Here is a 22925-nt window from a genome sequence, read left to right on the forward strand (position 1 = left end):
CTAACATTAGATATTCAAAAATTACAAAACCGTTTTATTATGAAAGTATTTTTAGGTTTTAAAAGTTTAGCAGATTGAAATTACCTATTTATCAGTTAAACTTACCTAGTATTTCTCTAAATTGGGACACAATCAATTCATTGCATAAATTGCCAATACTTCCTTCATGTGAATGCTTCACATTATAAGTAGGTTCAAATGTATTATTTTCTATAGCTAAACCGATGTTTTTATAAGCATCTCTAAAAGGAACACCATCTAATACTTGTTGGTTCACATTCTCTACACTGAACATGTATTTGTACTTTTCATCGGCTACAATGTTGGGTTTTATTTGAATATGTGCCAACATGAAGTCTAACATTTCCAAACATTCTTTTAAGGATGAGATTGCCGGAAACAAAATTTCTTTAGTTACCTGAACATCTCTATGATAACCAGAAGGTAAGTTATTGGTAACCAAAATTAATTCGTTGGGTACTGCTTGAATACGATTGCATTTAGCTCTCATAATTTCAAAAACATCCGGATTTTTTTTATGAGGCATAATACTGCTTCCAGTAGTTAAGGAATCTGGAAAAGAAATAAAATTAAAATTCTGATTCAAATACAAACAGGTGTCATAAGCAAATTTACTGATTGTACTTGCCATTCCAGCGAGAGCCATTGCAACAACCTTCTCCGATTTTCCTCTAGTCATTTGTGCATATACAGCATTAACATTTAGGGTTTTAAAGCCTAATAGTTGTGTTGTTAAGCTTCTGTTTAATGGAAAGGATGTACCATATCCAGCACCAGAACCTAATGGGTTTTTGTTGACGATGTTATGGGCGGCTAAAAACAATTCTAAATCGTCAATTAAACTTTCTGCATAAGCACCAAACCAAAGCCCGAAAGAAGAAGGCATCGCAATTTGCAAATGGGTATATCCTGGTAATAAGATATCTTTATGTTGTTTACTTAATCCAATTAAGGTGTTAAAAAGAACTTCAGTACGTTGTATAATTTCTTGTATTTCTGCTTTATAATAGAGCTTTAAATCGGTTAAAACCTGATCGTTTCTAGAACGACCGCTATGTATTTTTTTACCTATGTCTCCAATTCGTTGAATTAATAGATGTTCCACTTGTGAATGCACATCTTCAATTCCTGGTTCTATTTCGAAATTTTCATTTTCAATTTCAATGGCAATATTTTTTAATTCTTTTTGGATAACCAACCATTCTTCATGGGTTAATAAACCTATTGAATTTAACATTTCACAATGTGCTAAAGATCCTTGAACATCATATTTCGCTAATAAATAATCAAAAACTACATCCTTGCCCACCGTAAATTTTTCAACTATTGCTGCATGTTGTTCATTAGATGTTTCTTTTTTCTGCCAAATTTTAGTTGCCATCTTATAGTATTTGAGTTAAAATTGAAATATGAATTTGGATGGCGTTTTTTATTTCATCCAAATAAATGAATTCGTCACTACTATGAGAACGTGTAGATAAACCAGGACCTATTTTTAAAGACGGACAAGGAATAACGGCTTGATCAGAAGATGTTGGCGAACCGTAATATGTTCTTCCTAAAGCTAATCCTGCTTTAACATAAGGATGTTCTAATGGAATAGAAGAGGAGTTCAATCGCAAAGAACGAGCTGTAACTTTAGATTTTACTTTTTTCTGTATTAGTTGAAAGACTTCTTCATTAGAATAACATTCGTTGGTTCTTACATCTACAGTAAAATGACAGGAATTGGGAACCACATTATGTTGGGAACCGCTATTAATAATAGTAGGTGTCATTTTAACTTCTCCCAAAATTGAAGAAATTTTATCAAATTTATACTGGGTAAACCAATGAATATCTTGAATGGCATTTAAAATAGCATTGTCCGTATTTGGATGTGCTGCATGAGAAGAGGTTCCAGAAGCTTCGCAATCTAAAACCAACAATCCTTTTTCTGCTATAGCTAAATTCATTTCTGTAGGTTCGCCTACAATGGCAAAATCAATAGGGCCTAATTTTTTATAAATAGACTCGACTCCGTTTACACCAGAAATTTCCTCTTCCGCTGTAGCAGTAATAATTAAATTATAATTTAAATTTTCTTTTTCGTAGAAATATAAAAAGGTACAAATTAAGCTTACTAAAGGTCCACCAGCATCATTACTACCTAGTCCAAAAAGTTTACCCTCTTTTTCAATAGGTTCAAAAGGATTTAAGGTATAACCCGAATTAGGTTTTACTGTATCATGATGAGAATTTAATAAAATAGTAGGTTTTGAAGGATTATAATGTTTGTTAAAGGCCCAAACATTATTCATGCTTCTTTGCGTTGGTATTCCATTTAGTTTAAAGAAATCTTCAAGTATAGCAGCTGTTTTATCTTCACTTTTGCTGAAAGAAGGTGTGATTATTAATTTTTTCAGTAATGAAAGTGCTGTTTCATATAATTCTGTAACGGTATTATTTGATAATTCTTGTGTATTCATGATTTGTGTGGTTTAAAAAGCCTAAAATACGAGTTGCTTTTAAGATGGCTATTGTTTGTACTCCATTTTGTAAAGCATGGAAGCAATTGTCTAGTTTGGGTAGCATCCCTTTAGAAATAATTCCTTGCTGTTTTAATTCTTCAAATTGTTGATGATTCAATTCATGTATAATGGAATCATCATTACTGGGGTCATATAAAACCCCGTTTTTTTCAAAACAATACAATAATGAAACCTCATATTTGCTAGCTAAACTTACCGCTAAAGCATTGGCTATAGAATCGGCATTGGTATTCAATAACAGACCTTTTCCATCATGTGTAATGGCATTTATCACCGGTGTTAAACCAAAATTCAATAGATTCTCTATAAAATCGATATTTACACTAGTGGCATGTAAATCGCCTACGAAGCCATAATTTATGGTAGGATGCACTCTTTTTGTAGTTTGAATAAGATTGGCATCAGCACCTGATAATCCAATACTGTTTTTATTGTTTTTTTGCAGTATTGCTACAATATTTTTATTAATGTAACCTGCATACACCATAGTTGCAATTTTAATGGTTTCTGCATCAGTAATTCTTCTTCCATCAATTAATTGTTGAGAAATATTAAGTTTTTCGGCTAAATCTGTTGCTAGTTTTCCACCACCATGAACGAGTATAAAAGGCGTTTTAATAGTAGCAATAGTTTCCAAAAAAGCAACTAATTCTTTTGGGTTATCGATACTATTACCACCAATTTTTATTACTAAAACCTTTTCTTTATTCATTATTTTCTAATATTTTTTGCAATACAATTTGAGCCGCATACGTTCGGTTATTAGCTTGTTGGTATATTAGTGCATTTTCGCTATCCAATACTTCATCACTAATCTCCACATTTCTTCTTACAGGTAAGCAATGCATTATTTTAGCATTGTTGCTTCTTTTCAATTTTTCATTAGTCAATAACCAGTCTTCTTCAACAGGAATTAGCTTGCCATAGTTTTTAAAAGAGGACCAATTCTTTACATATACAAAATCGGCATTTTCAAGTGCTTTTTCTTGATTGTATTCAATAGTAACTCCATCCGTAAATTGAGAATCTAATTCATAACCTTCAGGATGTGTAATTACTAACTCATAATCAGTTTCTTGTATCCATTGAGAGAAAGAGTTTGCAACTGCTTGAGGAATAGGTTTTATATGAGGTGCCCAACTTAATACTACTTTTGGCTTTTTATTTACTGGTAAATGTTCCGCAATGGTTATACAATCCGCTAGACTTTGAAAAGGGTGTAAAGTAGCTGACTCTAAAGAAACTACAGGAACTTTAGCATATTTTTCGAAAAGGGAATACACTTTTTCTGAAACATCTTCTTCTTTATTTGTCAAACCTGCAAAACAACGAATACCAATAATATCGCAATATTGACTTAATACATTAGCTGCATCTTTAACATGTTCTACAGTATTTCCATTCATGATAGCACCATCTTCAAATTCCCAAGTCCATGCTTCTTGATTCGCGTTTAATATAATGGTGTGTAACCCTAAATTTTGAGCCGCTTTTTGAGTACTCAACCTCGTACGCAAACTAGAATTTAAAAAAACTAGACCAATAGTTTTTCCTTTTCCTAAATGTTGGTTTTGTAAAGGTGCTTTTTTTAATGCAATAGCTTCCTTTACTAATGTATTTAAATCTGTTATATCGTTAACAGAAAAGAATTTGTTCATTTTTTTTTATGTTTAATTTAGAAACGGTTTTAAAAGCACTGATGAAAACATCTAATTCCTTTTTGGAAATGTTCAAAGCGGGTAAAATCCGAAGTGTGTTTGGGCAAGATGCATTTCCAGTTAGAATTCTAAAATCTTGTAACAATTGATTTCTAAAGGGTGCACAAGGCATTTTTAATTCAATACCAAACATGAGGCCTTGATAACGGATTTCTTTGATAATTTCATCCTCTTTTAACTGTTGGTACAAATAATCGCCCATTTCCTTGGCATTTGCCATTAATTTTTCAGATTCCATCACTTCTAAAACGGCTTTTGAAGCTGCACATGCTAAATAATTGCCTCCAAAAGTAGTTCCTAACAAACCATGTTTGGCTTCAATTTCAGGTGAAATAATTACACCACCAACAGGAAACCCATTTCCCATACCTTTAGCAACCGTAATGATATCTGCTTTAATATTAGCATGTTGATGTGCAAAGAATTTACCCGTTCTTCCATAACCCGATTGAATTTCATCCAAAATAAGTAATGCTCGATAACGATCACATAACGTTCTTATTTTTTGTAAAAATGGAGTAGTAGGTATTTGAACACCGCCCACACCTTGAATTCCTTCAATAATTACAGCAGCAATCTCATTATTTTTAAAAGCATCTTCTAATACTTCTATTTCATTAAAAGGTAAAAAGATAAAATTATCCGTTTCATTTATAGGAGCTATAATTTTTTTATTATCCGTTGCGGCAACAGCTGCTGCTGTTCTTCCATGAAACGCTTTTGTAAAGCAAATTACTTTTTTCTTATTAGTATGAAAAGAAGCTAATTTTAAAGCATTTTCATTGGCTTCAGCTCCTGAATTGCACATGAAAAATTCGTAATCACCATAGCCACTTAATTTTCCTAATTGTTTGGCTACTTCTTCTTGAATAGGTATGCGTACAGAATTAGAATAAAAACCAATATTATGTAATTGTCGGGTTAACATTTTTACATAGGTTGGATGACTATGACCAATAGATATTACAGCATGACCACCATATAGGTCCAAATATTTTTCATTTCTATCATTCCATAAATAACTGCCTTCAGCTTCAATGAAGTTTAAATCAAATAACGAATATACATCAAATAGTTTCATAATGTGAGTATTTTTAAAATGCGGATGCTTTTAGTTTTAAGCCTAAAGTTGGTTCCCAACCCATCATGATGTTCATGTTTTGAATAGCTTGACCTGAAGCTCCTTTAATTAAATTGTCTATAATAGAGTGAATAACCACTTGTTCTCCTTGTTTTTCAATGTGAATCAAACATTTGTTTGTATTGACGACCTGTTTTAAATCAATTGTATTACGAGAAACAAATACGAATGGATTGTTTTTATAATACGTTTCATAAATCGCATAAACCGATTCCAAAGACAAATACGTTTCTACTGTAGAACTGGTGAAAATACCTCTCGTAAAATCACCTCTCCAGGGTACAAATTCTAAATGAACTTTTTGTTGGTTCAAATGTTCTAAGGTTTGACAAATTTCAGGTACATGTTGGTGCGATAATGTTTTATAAGGCGAAATATTATTGGTTCTCCAACTAAAATGTGAGGTAGGTTGTAATTGTTGCCCTGCACCCGTTGCACCCGTTATACCAGTTGTATACACTTTATTTAATAATTTTTCTTGTGCCAATGGTAATAATGCCAATTGTATGGCTGTTGCAAAACAACCAGGATTAGCTACATAGTTTGTTTTTTGTATGCTTTCCCAATTGGTTTCTGATAAACCGTAAATAAATTCACCTTTTGAGAAATTACCATCTAATCTAAAATCGTTTCCTAAATCAATGATTTTAGTGGTATCAGAAACGATATGTTCTTCTAGCCAAGTTTTACTTTCTTTGTGTGGTAAGCACAAAAATAAAACGTCTGAGTTAATATATTCATTCATAAACAATAATTCAGTTTCACCAAATAAATCCGTATGTACAGTATAAACTGGTTTACCAGTATTACTTCTACTGATAGCAGCGTTAATTTGTACATTTGGATGATGGAGTAATAATCGAATGAGTTCGCCACCTGTATAACCAGCAGCACCTATAATTCCTACTTTTATTTTAGTTTGCATTGATTTTTTTTTGAGATGCATTCACTTTATGATAAATAGAAAGAGAATTGCTTATAATTTTTGAATACCCTTTTACATCTTCTCCAGACCAGCCTAAATTCATTTCACCATAACTACCGAATTTAGCATTCATTAAATCATTTTCTGATTCAATTCCATTCAAAATATAGCGATAGGGTAGTAGTGTAATAAATACTTTTCCAGTTACTTTATCTTGAGTACTTTCAAAGAAGGTTTCGATATCTCTCATAGCTGGGTCTAAAAACAAACCTTCATGTAACCAACTTCCATACCAGTCTGCTAATTGTGATTTCAGATTTAATTGAAATTTGGATAAGGTGTGTTTTTCTAAAAGATGATGTCCTTTTAAAATTAAAATGGCAGCAGCAGCTTCAAAACCAACTCTTCCTTTTATACCTACAATGGTGTCACCCACATGTATATCTCTTCCAATTGCATAAGGAGCTGCAATATTTTCAAGATGTTGAATGGCCTGTACAGGATTGGAAAATGCTTTATTATTAATACCTACTATTTCTCCCTTTTCAAAATGAAGTGTTACATTTGTAGAAGGAGCTACTGCCGTATTTAATTGAGACGGGAAAGCCTGTTCTGGTAAATAGCCATGAGAAGTAAGTGTTTCTTTTCCCCCAACTGAAGTTCCCCATAGACCTTTATTAATAGAATAGAGCGCTTTTTCAAAATTAATTTCAAAACCATTCTCTTGTAAAAATTGAATTTCTGCTTCTCTAGAAAGTTGTAAATCGCGTATTGGGGTTATACTAGTAATATTAGGGCAAAGAATATTAAAAATTACATCAAATCGAACTTGATCATTGCCTGCACCAGTACTTCCATGAGCTATTGCTTCTGCTTGAAGTTGAATGGCATATTCTGCAATGGTTTTTGCTTGAATGGTTCTTTCTGCACTAACCGATAAAGGATAGGTGTTGTTTTTTAGTACATTTCCAAAAATTAAATATTTTACACAAGTTGCATAATAATCTTCCATTGCATCTACACAAGTATAGGAATGTACACCTAGTTCATAAGCACGTTTTTCAATAGCATCGATTTCTTCTTGTGAAAACCCTCCTGTATTAACAGTAACTGCATGTACCTCATAATCTAGTTTTTTAGAGAGATAAACAGCACAAAAAGAAGTATCTAAACCACCACTGTATGCTAAAACTATTTTCTTTTTCATTGTTATAATTCGATTTTAAATAAGGTTTAAAAAAGTTTTACTTTTTTTTTTAAATTTCATAGATAATATTTTCAGTAAAGAATGTTTTTTCTTCATTCTACTTAATCGCTCTTTTGCGATAACTTTTTGTTCTATTTTTAATTTTTTGTCTTTTTCTTTTTCTACTGGATCCCAAATCATAGCTGTACACATACAGTTTTTTCGATCTTTACTTATTAAAATTTCATAATTGATACAAGAAGTGCAACCTTTCCAAAAGTCCTCATCTTGAGTCAATTCAGAATACGTTACTGGTTCGTAACCTAAATCGCTATTAATTTTCATAACTGCTAGACCAGTAGTTAAACCAAAGATTTTAGAAGTAGGGTATTTACTTCTAGATAATTTAAAAATAGCTTGCTTTATTCTCTTGGCTAAGCCAAATTCCCGAAATTCAGGAGAGACAATTAAACCAGAATTAGCAACAAATTTTTCGTGACTCCACACTTCTATATAACAAAATCCAGCCCAATTGCCAGTTTCTGTTATAGCAATAATGGCATTGCCTTGTATCATTTTTTTTTGAAGATACTCAGGTGAACGCTTAGCAATACCAGTGCCTCTAACTTTAGCAGAAGCTTCCATTTCATTGCAAATCGCTTCGGCATAATGTAAATGCTTTTCTGAAGCTTGTTCAATCGTAAATTGCATAGTTAAAATTAATAATAAGCGGCAAATATAGATTTATTATTTGTAAATTTAGTTAAATAAAGATAAATAATATTATAAAATCTTATATTTGGATATTTTATCTTTTTAATAAATTATTATAAATAAATTATCTTTTTTTGTAGTAAAAAATCTAGCATAACATATAATTTAATTGTTTAATTTTGCACTTTATTAAAATGTACTAAAGAATGATATTATCAATATACGGATACGGTGAACCCGTTTTAAGAAAAGTAGGAGAGGCAATCACACCAGAGTATCCTAATTTAAAAGAGACAATAAGTAATATGTATGAAACGATGTATCATGCATCTGGAGTAGGTTTGGCAGCACCACAAGTGGGTTTGCCAATTCGAATTTTTATTGTTGATACAGCTCCATTTGCTGATAGTGATGAGGTTTCCAAAGAAGAGGCGGCAGAATTAAAAGTATTTAAGAAAACGTTTATCAATGCTAAAATCCTTAAAGAAGAAGGAGATATTTGGGGATTTAATGAAGGTTGTTTAAGTATTCCAGATGTAAGAGAAGATGTTTTTAGACATGAAACAATTACAATTGAATATTTTGATGAAGATTTTAATAAAAAGACAGAGGTTTATTCAGGGTTAATTGCACGTGTTATTCAACATGAGTATGATCATATTGAAGGAATTTTATTTACAGATCATTTATCGGCTTTAAAAAAGAAGTTAATTGGTAAAAAGCTAAATAATATTTTAGAAGGAAAAGCAAGACCCGATTATAAAATGAAATTTGCCAAAGTAAAAGGGAGATAAAGAGAGAAGAGTCGAATGGTAACCCATGTAACTTTCGACTTTTTAACTTTTAAACTTTAAACTAAAATTATATATTTGCCATCTTTAAAAAAATTAAAACAACATGAGTATTCAAAAAATATTAGCTATTTCTGGGAAACCAGGTTTATACGAATTAAAAATACAAACAAGAACTGGATTTGTTGCTGAATCATTATTAGACGGAAAGCGAATTACTGTTGGTATGAGAAGTAATGTAAGTTTGTTATCTGAAATAGCAGTGTATACCTATACAGAAGAAGTTCGTTTATCAGAAGTTTTTAAAGCAATTGCTACAAAAGAAAATGATGGTGCGACTATTTCTCATAAAGAAGACGATGCTACTTTAAAGGCCTATTTTCGTGAAGTATTACCAGAGTTTGATGAAGAGAGAGTGTATACTTCAGATATCAAAAAGATTTTAAATTGGTACAATATATTACAACCAAAAGGTTTTGTTTCTGTTGAGGCTTTAACAGAAGAAGCTAAAGAAGAAAAAGCAGAATAATTTTAAAATTATGTCATACTAAAAAAGTCCTCAAATGAGGACTTTTTTAGGTATTAAAATTTCCAAAATGCCATAATATTCCTGAAGGGTCATGTACAAAACATTCTCTTCCCCAAGCAAGTTCCCGTACGGGGACAATTTTTACCCCTACATATTTTTCAGGTAATCGAAGTTCTTGTAATTCATTCCAAAAAGCATACACATCTTCCACTTCCATGAAAACCATAGTGTTGTCTATCCAATCTTTTGCATAGTAATTTTGAAGATAAAAGCCAAACTCACCTGAATAGAAGTAGCTCATATTTGGTTCTATACTACTTTCTTTAAAACCTAAATCTAAGTAAAACTGTCTTGAAATAGCATAGTTTTTGGCTCCAATAAAAGGGCGTATGGATTTGGCTTGGTGATTCATAAGTATGTTTTAAAAGGGATTATAAAGATACTTTAAAAAAGAATATTAATCAATATATTCTAAAATATCACCAGGTTGACATTCTAAAGCTTTACAAATTGCTTCTAAAGTACTAAATCGAATGGCTTTGGCTTTACCTGTTTTTAAAATAGAAAGGTTGGAGAGTGTTAATTCCACTTTCTCTGAGAGTTCGTTCAATGACATTTTTCTTTTTGCCATCATTACATCAAGATTCACAACTATTGGCATACTTATATAGTTAATTCATTTTCATTTTGTAGTTCAATTCCTTTTGCAAAAATAACCGCAATTATATAGATAATTCCTGCCATGAGAATAAATGCTTGACTATCGGGCCAAAATGGATGGATAGGAGTGATGTCAAACCCTTTATGCATTGCATTTTGAGTGGTTTGTTGTCCAATAAAACTCAAAATACCTATAGAAAATGTGTAATAACTAATCCGTGAAATTTGTTTTAAAACAAATGCGCTAAATGGTTTTTCTAAATTGATTTTATAAGTCAATTTAATTATCATATAAAAAAGTACAGCTTTTAGAATCGCAATACACAAGATAAAACTATAGATACCAAAAAATAAGAATTTACTTTGGTTGTATAGTACCGTTAAATCTAATTTTTGATATAAATTTTGTATCCACTCAGGTTTGAAAATACTGATGAAAAAATTAACTAATAGACCACCTGCTTCAATAGACAAACCCACAAAAATAATCCAAGTAACAATACTCAGAATTTTAAAAACGATGTTACTTTGTTTTGACATAATTATTTAATTAGCAATTAATATTTGTCAAAAATAAATAAAAATTTATTGAAAAACAATAAAAAATAATTAATTTATTTTTTTCAATAAATTTATCAAATAAAAAATATTATTCAGAGATAGGATAGCATCATTTCATAAAATAATACCTAATTTTACAGTATTCATTTTGAAATTCTAAATAAAAACCAATGTACAATAGAGAAAGTCAATTACAAGCCTTTAATAGATTATTAGATATCATGGATGATCTAAGAGAAAAATGTCCTTGGGATAAAAAACAAACTTTAGAAAGTCTACGTCATTTAACTATAGAAGAGACATATGAATTAGGTGATGCTATTTTAGATAATGATTTACAAGAAATAAAGAAAGAATTAGGCGACTTATTATTGCATATTGTTTTTTATGCAAAGATTGGAAGTGAAACCCATGCTTTTGATATTGCAGATGTTGCCAATTCTATTTGCGATAAATTAATTGATCGTCATCCGCATATTTATGGAGAAGTGGTTGTTGCTGATGAAGAAGAAGTGAAGCGCAATTGGGAAAAATTGAAATTAAAAGAAGGAAAAAAGTCCGTTTTAGAAGGTGTACCAAAGAGTTTGCCAGCATTGGTAAAAGCGAGTCGCATACAAGATAAAGTGAAAGGAGTAGGTTTTGATTGGGAAGAGCCACATCAAGTTTGGGAAAAAGTACAAGAAGAATTACAAGAGTTACAAGATGAAATTCAATCGGGGAATCATGATACAATAGAAGCAGAATTTGGTGATGTTTTATTTTCTATGATTAATTATGCTCGTTTTTTAAAAGTAAATCCTGAAGATGCATTGGAGCGAACCAATAAAAAATTCATACAACGGTTTCAATATTTAGAAAATAAAGCTGGTGAATTAGGAAAATCATTAGCAGACATGACCTTAGCTGAAATGGATGTATTTTGGGAAGAAGCGAAGCGTTTACCAAAATAAGGAATTGGAAATCTATGATTTTCAAATACTCTTAGTATTTTGGGAAGAAGCGAAGCGTTTATCAAAATAAGGAATTGGAAATCTATGATTTTCAAATACTCTTAGTATTTTGGGAAGAAGCGAAGCGTTTATAGTACTTAGTTTTTGATTGATTTTATTTTTAAAAAGAGATATAATTTAAAACATATTTGTAATTTTCTAACTTCTAACTTCACCATGTATTACGCAGTAATTTTTACTTCAATAAGAACGGATAATGACAACGGTTATGCTGAAATGGCTCAAAAAATGGAGACTTTAGCGCGATTACAGCCTGGATTTATAAGTGTTGAAAGTGCTAGAAATGAAATTGGTATAACGGTATCGTATTGGGAAAGTTTAGAAGCGATTCGTAATTGGAAGACCCATATCGATCATTTAGTTGCTCAAGAAAAGGGGAGAAATACATGGTATAAAAACTACAAGGTGAGAATTGCAAAAATAGAAAGAGAATACGATTTTGGATTCTAACAAAAACAAAAGAGGTTTAATTTTTAAATTAAACCTCTTTTTATAGCCCTATATAGAAATATTTAATTTACAATAATCTTTTTAGTGATTGTAGCATTTTCAGATGCTACTTTTACCATATAAAATCCACTATTTAAATTGTTTATTTGATACGTTTCAGTAGAAATTGTATTTGGATTTTTAATTTCTTGTACAATTTGCCCATTGATATTGTAAACCACCATTTCTTTTAAAGAAGTAGGTGAGGATACAAAAATAGTGTTGTTGCTTGTTGGGTTTGGATATATATTTACAAGAGTAGCTAGATCAAAATTTTCAGAAGATAAGAAAATAGTTGGCCATCTATTCTCAGCAGCTGGGCCACCCCAAATCACGGTTGCTAAATAAGGGTTATCTATAAATGGATTACGATTCCCTTGAGCATATGTGTTTGCGGTATTACCATGGTAGGTATTTCTATTGTCTTCATATTGAGAAACAGGATCTTCTACATTCCATTGTAAAAATAGATCAATCATATCGGCATCATTTGCAACAGGATTACCAACACCTACATTTATTGGTAAACATTGCGAACCGTAGCGCAGGTACATATACATCATCATACGCGCTACATCACCTTTCCATTCATCACCAGGATACCACGTTGATGCAGTAATATCTCCAGAATTTCCAGAACCTGCAGCAAATTTTTCACTAGATCTATCATTGTTTCGGTCTACATCACTTGCTCTTAAATGATGCGCATCTTCACCAGCATCACTTGCTCCTCCATCATCTAAACCAGGAGTTCCTAATGATTTTGCATATACATGTTCTCTGTTCCATTCGCATGATGAAGAACCACCATTTGAAAATTTATTACGACTTCGGTGATCTTTATCGTCAGTTGGAGAAGATGGGCAAGTATTTGAACTAAAACCATATAATAATAATACATTATTTGAATTTGCTGGATCTAAATCCGTTACTTGAGTGGCATTCCAAACTTCAGAATACGTAAGATAATTGGTGTGTGTAGTAGCAATTTTTGTTGCAAGAGCACTTTTTAAAGCCATTCCTGTTAAATTCCAGTCCATATTATCATAATATGGAGATGCTGGAGCACCATCTTGTGCAAATGTTGCACAACTTAAAAGTAAAAGTAATAGAGTTAATTTGTTTTTCATTTTTTTATAGTTTTCGTTCTAATAGGGCCATATAAAATCCATCATAACCACTTTCGTGAGCTAAAACTTTTTGATCTTTTACAAAGGTAAAGTCTTTACCCGCTTCAGTAGTTAAAAAGTGTTGTACTTGTTTTTCATTTTCTGATGGTAACACAGAACAAGTAGCGTATACCATTTTTCCACCAGGTTTTACAATTTTAGAATAGTTTTGTAAAACTTCCGCTTGAACTTGCTTAATATTATCAATAAATTCAGGTTGTAATTTCCATTTGCTATCAGGATTACGTTTTAAAACGCCTAAACCACTACAAGGTGCATCAATTAAAACGCGATCTGCTTTTTCATGCAGTTTTTTAATCACTTTGGTAGATTCGATAACTCGAAATTCTACATTGTGTACTCCGTTTCTTTTGGCACGTAATTTTAATTGTTTTAATTTACTTTCGTAAATATCCATAGCAATCAATTGACCTTTGTTTTGCATTAAAGAGGCTAAATGTAACGTTTTTCCACCAGCACCAGCACAGGTGTCTACTACACGCATTCCTGGAGCAACATCTAAAAAGTAGGCCACTAATTGAGAAGAAGCATCTTGAACTTCAAAATACCCTTCTTTAAAAACATCTGTCATGAACACATTGGCTCTTTCTTTCAAAATTAAAGCATCAGGATAATCTTTAGAAGCGTAGGTCTCAATGTTCAAATCCATCAAGATAGCTTTTAACTTTTCTTTGGTGGTCTTCAAAGTATTGACTCTAAGAATAACTTCAGCTTGTTTATTTTGAGCCTCTAATTCTTTGGACCATTTTGCTTCGCCTAATTCTTTTACGCCTAATTCATCCATCCAATCAGGAATAGATTCTTTGAATTTTCTGATTTTTGATAATTCATCAAATCTTCCTTTAATTTTTCTTGAAGGAGTTCCTTCAAAATATTTCCAATCTGGAAGTGTGATTCCTCTTAATACTGCCCAAACAGCAAAAATTCTCCAAACATTATCTCTATCATAAGGTTCTTTCACTTCTGCGATTTCAGCATATAAGCGTTTCCAACGAACAATTTCATAAATGGTTTCAGCTACAAACTTTCTATCGCTACTTCCCCAACGTTTGTCTTTTTTTAAGGCACGAGCTACTACTTTATCAGCATATTCTCCTTCGTTAAAAATAGCTAATAATGAATCAATAACCGTAAAAACTAAATTTCTGTGTAATCTCATTTTTATTTAATCAGCCCGCAAAGATAGTAATTTAAACAAAAAAAGCTGCCATAAATGACAGCTTTATTATACAGTATATAAAAACGTTATACTCTACCACCACGATTTGAATTTCCTCTTCCAGATGAATTTCCTCTTCCAGATGCACTACCACTTTGTCTAGAGTTACCACCACTTCTAGTTGTAGCATTCCCTCTGTTAGTATTAGAACTTCTTGATGAATTCATAGTAGCATTATTTCTAGTTGTAGATGCACCTCTTGATGTATTGGTTCTAGAACTTGAATTTCTATTGGGTTCATAATTTCTAGTTGCACCTGAATTCGATCGTACTGAGGAATTAGTATTTCTTGGAGTATTGGTTATTGATTTTGTACTTCTGTTTGAGGAATAACTTCTTGGAGAATTACCAGAATGCGTATTATCTCTTGTTGATGAATAGTTTCTAGGTGTAGTTCCATTTGAATTATTTCTTGTTGAAGCATTCCCTCTAGTTGATGTCTCTGCGTTTGATCTTCTTGTAGCATCATAACTTCTTGTAGCACTTGAATTCGTTCTGTTTCCTCTTGTACTAGACGTTCTGTTATTGTATGCTAATTCTCTTGAACCAGGTACTCTTGTACGTATAGATCTGTTTTGATCCATTTCATATCTATTGCTATATCCAGAATTTCTATGACTGAAGGATCTGTTTGGGTATCTTCTTTCATAACCATTTGCTCTTCTACCATAATAGGCATTGTAAGCATATGAACATCTTCTAGTAGTTACATAATGATAGCTGTGACCAAAATTAATGTGTACAGCAATATGATTTCTATATCTAAAAATTGGGAATGGTCTCCAGTAGGTATAGTAGGTAGGATAATAATTCCAATACCAACTTGAGCAATAAGGACGGTAACTGCTAACCCAAAAAGTAGTATAAATAATTGGTCTGTGTACATAAACAGGTTCGTAAATATAATTTGCACCATACATATACACATCACCTACAACTTGTACTTGAACATTATTGTTGTTGTCTCGCTCTACTTCAATTGAGGCTACATCTTGATAAATATCTTTATCTAAAACGGCTTGAATGACAATAATATGAGCCGAACCTTCTACAGATTCTATAACACGTAAATAATCGACATAATTATCATTATTTAAATCTAAGTTAGAAATCTGAGCTTTTGGATCGTTCAATCTTCTTTCAAAGTCTTCTAAGTCAGAAGCATCACCAAATATAGTTGCAACTGCTCGTAAGTCTAAATTATCACTTATATCGCTACTGTTTGCTGTAACAGTTGTTTTATCTTGTGCAAAGGAACCAATCGCTAAGAAAAAACTAAATATTCCGGTAAGTAAATTCGTTTTCATAAGTATTCATGTTTTATATTACATGAAATAGAAACCAATTATTGTGCCAAAAATTATTTAGCTTATTTTTTGTAGTACTTTTTTATCTTTAATAAAAATCTTTTTCCCAAGTAATTCAATACTTTTGGCTTTATTAAATTCTGATAATAATCGGATACAACTTTCTGTAGCTGTTCCAATCATTCCTGCTAATTCTTCTCTCGAAAGTTGAATGCGAATGCTACCATCTTCATTTTTACCAAAAGTATCTTCTAAATAAATCAAAGTTTCTGCTAAACGTTGTTTTACGGTTTTTTGAGCCATATCGACCATGTGATCATCAGCTTCTTTTAAATCGCCACAAATAGTTTTCATTACATTCATGGAGAAATCATTATTTTGATTGAAAAACTGCAATATTTCAGTTTTTGGTACGAAACAGACTTCCATGTCTTCTAATGCAACAGCAGAGAGATTTGCCGATTCTTCACTAATCATAGAGCGTTGTCCTAAAAGTTCACCAGCTTTAACTAATTTCACAATTTGATCCTTACCATTAGAGCTTAATTTGGATAATTTACAAACACCATCTTTAATACAATATATACCATTTAAGGTTTCTCCTTCTTCGAAAATTGGTTCACCTTTTTTAATAGTGTAAGAAGTTTTACAATTTGCCATTTGAACTAACTGATCTTTTGTTAGTGCTTTAATAGAGCTAAATTGTCTTACGATACATTGTTCGCACTTACTCATAGTTAGGGATAATTTTTTTTCAAATATACTTAAAGTATGACAAATATCATATTTTAAATTAGAACCAATTGCAACCTTTGTTACAGGTAAAAATGAGCAAATTATGGATGCAAAAAAATGTTTCCATTGTGGTAATTCTATAGTAGATAATGAAGTAATTGATTTTGATGCAAAAAAATTTTGTTGTAATGGTTGCAAAACGGTCTACGAAATTTTCAGTCAAAATGATTTGACCTGTTATTATGATTTTGAGAAGGCTCCAGGAGCAACACCACAAGATATTAAAGGAAAATATGACTTTTTAGATGATGAAAAAATTAGTAGTAAACTCTTCGACTTTCAAGAGGGTAACACCAGTATTGTTTCACTTTACATTCCTCATATACATTGTAGTTCGTGTATTTGGATTTTGGAAAATCTACAAAAACTACAAGAAGGGATAACGAGTTCACAAGTTAATTTTCCTCAAAAAAAAGTACGCATTACGTTTGATACATCAGTAACTTCTTTAAAAGAGATAACCTATCTTTTAAGTTCTATTGGTTACGAACCCTACATCAGTTTAGAAAATTTTGATTTGGGCAAGAAAAAAGTAGATAGAAGTTTACTATATAAACTAGGCGTTGCCTTTTTTTGTTTTGGGAATATTATGTTATTGTCATTTCCAGAATACTTTGAAGTAGAAGAATATTGGATCAATCAATACAGAGGTTTTTTCCGTTGGTTGATTTTTGCTCTTTCTTTGCCTTCTTTTTTATACTCAGCAAGTGATTATTATGTTTCTGCGTATAAAAGTTTAAAATCGAGATTACTAAACATCGATATTCCTATTGCTTTAGGGATTATAGTCATGTTTGTGCGCAGTACCATTGACATTGTTTTTAATTTCGGACAGGGTTTTTTCGATAGCTTAACAGGTTTAGTATTTTTTATGTTGCTAGGTAAATTATTTCAACAGAAAACGTATAATTTTCTTTCTTTTGAACGTGATTATAAATCCTATTTTCCGATAGCCATTACAAAAATTAATGTAGATGGTTCAGAAATACCTATTCAAGTTTATGATATTGAAAAAGGAGATCGATTACTTATTCGAAATCAAGAATTATTACCAGTAGATGCGGTTTTAATATCTGATAAAGCCGCTATCGATTATAGTTTTGTAACGGGTGAAGCGGTACCCATTGAAAAAAAATCGGGTGATAAAGTTTTTGCAGGAGGAAAGTTAAATGGTAATAATATCGAAATTGAAGTATTGTATACGGTTTCTCAAAGTTATCTAACGCAACTGTGGAGTAATGATGTATTCCAAAAGAGAATGCAACAAAAACACAAAACGATTACAGATCAAGTAAGTCGTTATTTTACACCTATACTTTTAGTATTTGCTTTTTCGGTTTTTGTTTTTTGGTTATTTATTGATGTTACTACTGCTTTTAATGTACTTACAGCTATATTAATAGTGGCTTGTCCTTGTGCCTTAGCTTTAACAGCACCCTTTACATTGGGTAATGTTTTACGAATTATGGGAAAGCAAAAAATGTATTTAAAAAATGCAGTTGTTATAGAGCAATTGGCTAAAGTAGATACAGTAGTTTTTGATAAAACAGGTACTATAACAACAAATAAAAAAACTTCAATTACGTATGAAGGTGATACTTTGAAAGAAAACGAAATTGTACTTTTAAAAAATACATTACGCGGTTCTAATCATCCTTTAAGTAGAAGGTTGTATGATTTTTTACCTCAAGTAGAAAAAGTAGTGCCTTCTCATTTTGAAGAAATAATTGGTAAAGGTATTGAAGCAACTTTTAACAATCAAATTGTAAAACTCGGCTCTTCAGACTATTTAGAACATATCAGTGAAAATACACATAAGAAAACAAAAGTACATATTGCGATTAATGGTATATATAAAGGCAGTTTTGTATTTAATAATCAATATAGAAAAGGGTTAGAAGAATTATTTGAATCCTTATCAGAAAGCTATTCGTTAACCATTTTATCAGGAGATAATGATGGGGAAAGAACGATTTTAGAAAAAATGTTACCTGCAAACACCCAACTCATTTTTAATCAGAGACCTGAGCAAAAATTGCAATACATAGAAAATCTTCAAAACGAAGGTAAATATGTAATGATGGTTGGAGACGGTTTGAATGATGCTGGCGCATTGGCACAAAGTAATATAGGTATTGCCATTTCTGAAAATGTAAATGTATTTTCTCCAGCGTGTGATGCAATTATGGATGCGTGTGAGTTTTCTAATATTCACTATTATTTGCAATACGCTAAGAATGCCATGCGAACTATCTATATGAGTTTTGGACTTTCTCTTTTATATAATATAGTAGGGTTGTCCTTTGCTATATCTGGTAATTTATCTCCTTTGGTTGCAGCTATTATTATGCCGTTGAGCTCAATAACGATAGTCAGTTTTGTAACGGTAATGAGTAATTATTACGCTAGGAAAAATAGAAAATAAGTCTTTTTAATTGGTTCTTTCAAAAATAATCTGGAGCATGATAAATATCATATTTTTTGAAAAACTGTCCCCCTAACTTTGTTAACATAAATTTAAGGTATGAGTGTCATTTATATTTTAATCACAGTAAGTATAGTTGTTGCTATTGTCTTCTTAATCGCTTTTATCAGAGCCGTAAAAAGTGGACAATTTGATGACGATTATACACCATCAGTCAGAATATTATTTGACGATGAAATTAAAAAGTGCCCAAGTAAAACAATAAAAGTAGAAAAACAAAAATCAATCTAATTATGGAAATGCAACAATTTTATTACGATAACAAAATTGTAAAGAAATTCCTTTATGCAAGTATCTTGTTTGGAGTTGTAGGTATGCTCGTTGGTCTCACAGTTGCCTTTATGTTTCTTTTTCCAAATATGACCGATGGAATCTCATGGTTAAGTTTTGGAAGATTAAGACCATTACACACGAATGCAGTTATTTTTGCCTTTGTAGGTAACGCTATTTTTGCAGGAGTGTATTATTCGTTGCAACGTTTACTAAAAACGAGAATGTATAGCGATGTATTAAGTAATATTAATTTCTGGGGATGGCAGTTAATTATTGTTGCTGCAGCGATTACATTACCTTTAGGTTATACCACTTCCAAAGAGTATGCAGAATTAGAATGGCCTATAGATATTGCTATAGCTGTTATTTGGGTTGTTTTTGGAATCAATATGATTATGACGATTTTAAGAAGAAGAGAACGTCATTTATATGTAGCGATTTGGTTTTATATAGCCACTTTTGTAACGGTTGCAGTACTGCACATCTTTAATAGTCTAGAATTACCTGTTTCTGCTTTAAAAAGTTATTCGGTGTATGCAGGTGTACAAGATGCTTTAGTGCAATGGTGGTACGGTCATAATGCAGTGGCTTTCTTTTTAACTACACCTTTCCTTGGATTGATGTATTATTTTGTACCAAAAGCAGCCAACAGACCAGTATATTCGTATCGATTATCCATTATTCACTTTTGGTCCTTAATTTTTATTTATATCTGGGCGGGTCCACACCATTTATTATACACAGCTTTACCAGACTGGGCACAAAATTTAGGGGTTGTATTTTCTATAATGCTTATTGCTCCTTCTTGGGGAGGAATGATTAATGGTTTATTAACCTTAAGAGGAGTTTGGGATAAAGTAAGAACCGAACCTGTTTTAAAATTCTTTGTAGTAGGTATTACAGGATATGGAATGGCAACTTTTGAAGGACCGATGTTATCTCTTAAAAATGTAAATGCCATTGCCCACTTTACCGATTGGATTGTCGCTCACGTACACGTAGGTGCATTAGCATGGAATGGTTTCATGACTTTTGGTATGATTTATTGGTTGGTTCCCAGAATGACTAAAACTAAATTATATTCTACCACTTTAGCTAATTTCCATTTTTGGATTGGTACTTTAGGTATTATCTTATATGCATTACCAATGTATGTTGCTGGTTTTACACAAGCTTCAATGTGGAAACAGTTTCAGCCAAACGGAACCTTACAATATGGGAATTTCTTAGAAACAGTTACTGAAATTATGCCCATGTATTTAATGAGAGCTATTGGAGGAACTTTATTTGTAATTGGATTATTAGTATTAGTATATAATGTAGCTCGTACTGTAATGGCTGGAAAACCAGTGGAGGATGAATTAGCTGAAGCTCCAGCTTTAACTAAAATTGCTTCTGGAAGATTAAAAGGTGAGAAATTCCACCCTTGGTTAGAAAGAAAACCCATTCAGTTGACCATTTTAGCAACCATTGCCATTTTAATTGGTGGTATTTTACAAATTGTACCTACTATCATGGTGAAATCTAATATACCAACTATCGCTAGTGTAAAACCCTATACTCCTTTAGAATTGGAAGGTAGAGATATTTATATTAGAGAAGGCTGTAATAATTGTCACTCTCAAATGGTACGACCTTTCCGCTCTGAAGTAGTGCGGTATGGGGAATATTCAAAAGCAGGAGAATTTGTGTATGACCATCCTTTCTTATGGGGTTCTAAACGTACGGGTCCAGATTTAGCAAGAGAAGGAGTTTCTGGTAAACCAAACAACGGAGGACGATCAGACGATTGGCATTTTAACCATTTATGGGATCCACAAAGTACTTCTTCCGGTTCTATTATGCCTGGTTATAAATGGATAATCCGAAATACTTTAGATACTTCTACAACTCAAGAGAAAATGAAAGTCATGCAACAATTAGGAGTTCCTTATACGGATGAAGAAGTGAAAAATGCTTATAAAACTATGGAAGAACAAGCTGCAAAAATTGAAGCAAATCTGATGAAAAACGAAGATATCAAGAAATCCTTCGACGAACAAAAAGCAACTAATGGTGCTGCTTTTGTACCGGTTAAAGAGAGAGAGATTACCGCTTTGATTGCTTATTTGCAACGCTTGGGCACGGATATTACAAAAGAAGATAACCCTAAAAAATAAGAAGTATGTTAAAGTTTATCAAGCATAATTTGGAAACTATTGCGGGTGTAGAAATTTACCCAATACTTTCCTTAAGTATTTTCTTTACGTTCTTTCTAGTGCTTTTTATATGGGTGTTTACCTATAAAAAAGACAAAATCAAAGAGTTGAGTGAATTACCTCTTAAGGACAAATTATAACAGTATAGATACATTACATAAATAAATTATACCTATGAAAAATATTATTCCTTCATATGTTAGAGTTCCAGTAATCTTTGCAACAGTATTTGCAGGTATGGAATACTTTATAGATTCTGGTGAAAAGCCCGCTTTTATGGAGTATCCAATGGTGGCTGTTTTCTTATTTGTTTTTCTATTTCTTTTAATAGCAATAGAAATCGTAATTAGTGCGGTTGATAAAGTGACGTACCAATTATTAAATGAAGAACAGAAAAAGCAATTGGAAGAAGCACAATCCCTACCATTTAAAGAAAGTACGTTCTATAAAAATATGATGAAAAAACTTACGCGATCAAAAGCTATTGAGCAAGAAGCAGACGTAATGTTAGATCATAATTACGATGGTATTAAAGAACTAGATAATGTATTACCACCTTGGTGGGTGTACCTTTTTTATGGTTGCATTGTTTTTGCCATAGTATATTTAGTGCGTTTCCATATTGTAGGCGATTATACCCAAAAAGAAGAATATGAAATGGCGATGCTAGAAGCGCAAAAAGAACATGAAGCATATTTGAAAAATGCTCCAGATCCAGTAAATCTTGAAAATGTAATTTTAATGACAGATGCAGCGAGTATTGCAGAGGGAAAGAAAATATTTACGGATAATAATTGTGCTTCTTGTCACAAAGAAAATTTAGAAGGAAATATCGGTCCGAACTTAACCGATGCTTATTGGATTAATGGAGGAGGAATTCAAAACATTTTTAAAGTAATTTCTGAAGGAAGTCCTAAAAATAGTGTAATGGCTCCTTGGAAAGAAGTTATTAAACCTACCGATATTCAAAAATTAGCCAGTTATATTCTTTCTCTACAAGGTTCAAATCCTGTAAATGCAAAAGCACCTGAAGGAGAGCTTTGGGTAGAGAAAACAGCTAATGATACAGTAGAAAATACTACGGAAGAACTAACTGAAGCGGTAACAAAAGTTACTGATTCTATCGTGGCGGAATAGTAAATTAGAAATGAATTATCATTTTCTATTTAACCTAAATAAATA

At 31.8% G+C, this 22925-nt stretch carries 24 protein-coding genes; 9 read left to right on the plus strand and 15 right to left on the minus strand.

What is annotated here, in order from left to right; translation table 11 throughout:
• Positions 1 to 91: 91 nt before the first annotated feature.
• The 8 genes from argH to NHF47_RS10355 are packed head-to-tail and all read right to left on the minus strand — an operon-like array spanning position 92 to position 8233.
• Positions 92 to 1402: an argininosuccinate lyase gene (argH, locus tag NHF47_RS10320; protein WP_252764842.1), complete on the minus strand. Its 1311-nt coding sequence runs from the start codon at positions 1400 to 1402 to the stop codon at positions 92 to 94.
• Between the two features lies 1 nt (position 1403).
• Positions 1404 to 2489, minus strand: a complete 1086-nt coding sequence (locus tag NHF47_RS10325; RefSeq protein ID WP_252764843.1) for a M20 family metallo-hydrolase — start codon at positions 2487 to 2489, stop codon at positions 1404 to 1406.
• On the minus strand, positions 2464 to 3264 hold the full coding sequence (argB, locus tag NHF47_RS10330) for an acetylglutamate kinase (protein ID WP_252764844.1): 801 nt from the start codon (positions 3262 to 3264) through the stop codon (positions 2464 to 2466). The genes NHF47_RS10325 and argB overlap by 26 nt, the downstream gene beginning before the upstream one ends.
• The gene (locus NHF47_RS10335) at positions 3257 to 4210 is read right to left on the minus strand and encodes an N-acetylornithine carbamoyltransferase (protein ID WP_252764845.1); all 954 of its coding nucleotides are present in this window, start codon (positions 4208 to 4210) and stop codon (positions 3257 to 3259) included. Before NHF47_RS10335 ends, argB begins: the two co-directional genes overlap by 8 nt.
• Positions 4188 to 5351: an aspartate aminotransferase family protein gene (locus NHF47_RS10340; RefSeq protein ID WP_252764846.1), complete on the minus strand. Its 1164-nt coding sequence runs from the start codon at positions 5349 to 5351 to the stop codon at positions 4188 to 4190. Before NHF47_RS10340 ends, NHF47_RS10335 begins: the two co-directional genes overlap by 23 nt.
• A gap of 13 nt (positions 5352 to 5364) precedes the next feature.
• On the minus strand, positions 5365 to 6336 hold the full coding sequence (gene argC, locus NHF47_RS10345) for an N-acetyl-gamma-glutamyl-phosphate reductase (protein WP_252764847.1): 972 nt from the start codon (positions 6334 to 6336) through the stop codon (positions 5365 to 5367).
• Positions 6326 to 7543: an argininosuccinate synthase gene (locus NHF47_RS10350; RefSeq protein ID WP_252764848.1), complete on the minus strand. Its 1218-nt coding sequence runs from the start codon at positions 7541 to 7543 to the stop codon at positions 6326 to 6328. The genes argC and NHF47_RS10350 overlap by 11 nt, the downstream gene beginning before the upstream one ends.
• Before the next feature lie 15 nt (positions 7544 to 7558).
• Positions 7559 to 8233 carry a GNAT family N-acetyltransferase gene (locus tag NHF47_RS10355; protein ID WP_252764849.1) on the minus strand — a complete coding sequence of 225 codons (675 nt, stop codon included), beginning with the start codon at positions 8231 to 8233 and terminating at the stop codon, positions 7559 to 7561.
• Between the two features lie 209 nt (positions 8234 to 8442).
• On the opposite strand from NHF47_RS10355, the gene def reads away from it, so the two are divergent.
• Both def and NHF47_RS10365 read left to right on the plus strand, forming a co-directional pair.
• Entirely contained in the window at positions 8443 to 9030 is a 588-nt protein-coding gene (def, locus tag NHF47_RS10360; RefSeq protein WP_252764850.1) for a peptide deformylase, read from the plus strand.
• Between the two features lie 103 nt (positions 9031 to 9133).
• On the plus strand, positions 9134 to 9556 hold the full coding sequence (locus NHF47_RS10365; RefSeq protein ID WP_252764851.1) for a DUF5606 domain-containing protein: 423 nt from the start codon (positions 9134 to 9136) through the stop codon (positions 9554 to 9556).
• A 46-nt stretch (positions 9557 to 9602) separates the two neighbouring features.
• On the opposite strand, the gene NHF47_RS10370 is transcribed toward NHF47_RS10365, so the two are convergent.
• The 3 genes from NHF47_RS10370 to NHF47_RS10380 are packed head-to-tail and all read right to left on the minus strand — an operon-like array spanning position 9603 to position 10756.
• Complete coding sequence (locus NHF47_RS10370; RefSeq protein ID WP_252764852.1) at positions 9603 to 9968, minus strand: VOC family protein; 366 nt, start codon at positions 9966 to 9968, stop codon at positions 9603 to 9605.
• Positions 9969 to 10013: 45 nt separating this feature from the next.
• The gene (locus tag NHF47_RS10375; RefSeq protein ID WP_130736122.1) at positions 10014 to 10217 is read right to left on the minus strand and encodes a helix-turn-helix transcriptional regulator; all 204 of its coding nucleotides are present in this window, start codon (positions 10215 to 10217) and stop codon (positions 10014 to 10016) included.
• A 2-nt stretch (positions 10218 to 10219) separates the two neighbouring features.
• Positions 10220 to 10756, minus strand: a complete 537-nt coding sequence (locus NHF47_RS10380) for a DUF2975 domain-containing protein (RefSeq protein WP_252764853.1) — start codon at positions 10754 to 10756, stop codon at positions 10220 to 10222.
• Positions 10757 to 10947: 191 nt separating this feature from the next.
• Here NHF47_RS10380 and mazG point away from each other — a divergent pair, with 191 nt between their 5' ends.
• Together mazG and NHF47_RS10390 are read left to right on the plus strand one after the other, a co-directional pair.
• Complete coding sequence (gene mazG / locus NHF47_RS10385; protein WP_252764854.1) at positions 10948 to 11727, plus strand: nucleoside triphosphate pyrophosphohydrolase; 780 nt, start codon at positions 10948 to 10950, stop codon at positions 11725 to 11727.
• 216 nt (positions 11728 to 11943) lie between these two features.
• On the plus strand, positions 11944 to 12237 hold the full coding sequence (locus tag NHF47_RS10390) for an antibiotic biosynthesis monooxygenase (protein WP_252764855.1): 294 nt from the start codon (positions 11944 to 11946) through the stop codon (positions 12235 to 12237).
• A gap of 62 nt (positions 12238 to 12299) precedes the next feature.
• On the opposite strand, the gene NHF47_RS10395 is transcribed toward NHF47_RS10390, so the two are convergent.
• From NHF47_RS10395 to NHF47_RS10410, 4 genes are all read right to left on the minus strand, one after another.
• On the minus strand, positions 12300 to 13406 hold the full coding sequence (locus NHF47_RS10395; RefSeq protein ID WP_252764856.1) for an endonuclease: 1107 nt from the start codon (positions 13404 to 13406) through the stop codon (positions 12300 to 12302).
• Positions 13407 to 13410: 4 nt separating this feature from the next.
• A complete protein-coding gene (locus tag NHF47_RS10400; RefSeq protein WP_252764857.1) occupies positions 13411 to 14625 on the minus strand; it encodes an RsmB/NOP family class I SAM-dependent RNA methyltransferase in 1215 nt (404 codons plus the stop codon).
• 86 nt (positions 14626 to 14711) lie between these two features.
• Positions 14712 to 15992, minus strand: a complete 1281-nt coding sequence (locus NHF47_RS10405; RefSeq protein WP_252764858.1) for a hypothetical protein — start codon at positions 15990 to 15992, stop codon at positions 14712 to 14714.
• A gap of 57 nt (positions 15993 to 16049) precedes the next feature.
• Complete coding sequence (locus NHF47_RS10410) at positions 16050 to 16727, minus strand: Crp/Fnr family transcriptional regulator (protein ID WP_252764859.1); 678 nt, start codon at positions 16725 to 16727, stop codon at positions 16050 to 16052.
• 103 nt (positions 16728 to 16830) lie between these two features.
• Here NHF47_RS10410 and NHF47_RS10415 point away from each other — a divergent pair, with 103 nt between their 5' ends.
• The 5 genes from NHF47_RS10415 to NHF47_RS10435 all read left to right on the plus strand — a co-directional run bounded on the left by NHF47_RS10415 (position 16831) and on the right by NHF47_RS10435 (position 22880).
• Entirely contained in the window at positions 16831 to 19212 is a 2382-nt protein-coding gene (locus tag NHF47_RS10415) for a heavy metal translocating P-type ATPase metal-binding domain-containing protein (RefSeq protein ID WP_252764860.1), read from the plus strand.
• Between the two features lie 99 nt (positions 19213 to 19311).
• Positions 19312 to 19503 (plus strand): cbb3-type cytochrome oxidase assembly protein CcoS, encoded by a 192-nt coding sequence (gene ccoS, locus NHF47_RS10420; protein ID WP_252764861.1) that lies wholly within the window; start codon positions 19312 to 19314, stop codon positions 19501 to 19503.
• A gap of 2 nt (positions 19504 to 19505) precedes the next feature.
• Complete coding sequence (ccoN, locus tag NHF47_RS10425) at positions 19506 to 21704, plus strand: cytochrome-c oxidase, cbb3-type subunit I (RefSeq protein WP_252764862.1); 2199 nt, start codon at positions 19506 to 19508, stop codon at positions 21702 to 21704.
• 5 nt (positions 21705 to 21709) lie between these two features.
• Entirely contained in the window at positions 21710 to 21883 is a 174-nt protein-coding gene (locus tag NHF47_RS10430) for a CcoQ/FixQ family Cbb3-type cytochrome c oxidase assembly chaperone (protein WP_252764863.1), read from the plus strand.
• Between the two features lie 34 nt (positions 21884 to 21917).
• Positions 21918 to 22880 (plus strand): cbb3-type cytochrome c oxidase N-terminal domain-containing protein, encoded by a 963-nt coding sequence (locus NHF47_RS10435; protein WP_252764864.1) that lies wholly within the window; start codon positions 21918 to 21920, stop codon positions 22878 to 22880.
• The last annotated feature ends 45 nt before the right edge of the window (positions 22881 to 22925 follow it).

This window comes from Flavobacterium sp. NRK F7 (genome assembly GCF_024054195.1).
GTDB lineage: Bacteria > Bacteroidota > Bacteroidia > Flavobacteriales > Flavobacteriaceae > Flavobacterium.